This window comes from Polaromonas sp. CT11-55, from assembly GCF_047303325.1.
Classification (GTDB): Bacteria; Pseudomonadota; Gammaproteobacteria; order Burkholderiales; family Burkholderiaceae_C; genus Polaromonas.
Map to the genome: position 1 here is coordinate 1 of NZ_JBKBEX010000071.1, position 279 is coordinate 279.

The window sequence follows — 279 nt, forward strand, 5'->3', positions numbered from 1 at the left end:
GGCCTGCGCGCGCCACGGCCAGCTGCCACAGCACGGTGACCTCGTCGACCGGGATGCGCGCGTTCTGCCGCAGCAGCGACTCGGGGTCGAGGCCGGCGTCGCGCAGCAGCGAGGGCACGTCCAGGCCCTCGGCCTCGAACATCCTCAGCACCCCCTCGAGCCATGCCGACGAGCTGGTGCGCAGCTCGGGCTGCGGCATGCAGCCCGGACGGCGTGCAGGCCGGCGCGCATGGCGCGGGTTGGAGGCTCCTGAAGTCATTCGATTGGCTCGCTTGCGAT

Annotated in this window: 1 protein-coding gene; it reads right to left on the reverse strand. The window is 72.4% G+C overall.

What is annotated here, in order from left to right; all coding sequences use genetic code 11:
* A partial coding sequence (locus ACEN8I_RS24140; RefSeq protein WP_413331195.1) for an AraC family transcriptional regulator ligand-binding domain-containing protein occupies positions 1-259 on the reverse strand: 259 nt, incomplete at its 3' end.
* Positions 260-279: the final 20 nt, after the last annotated feature.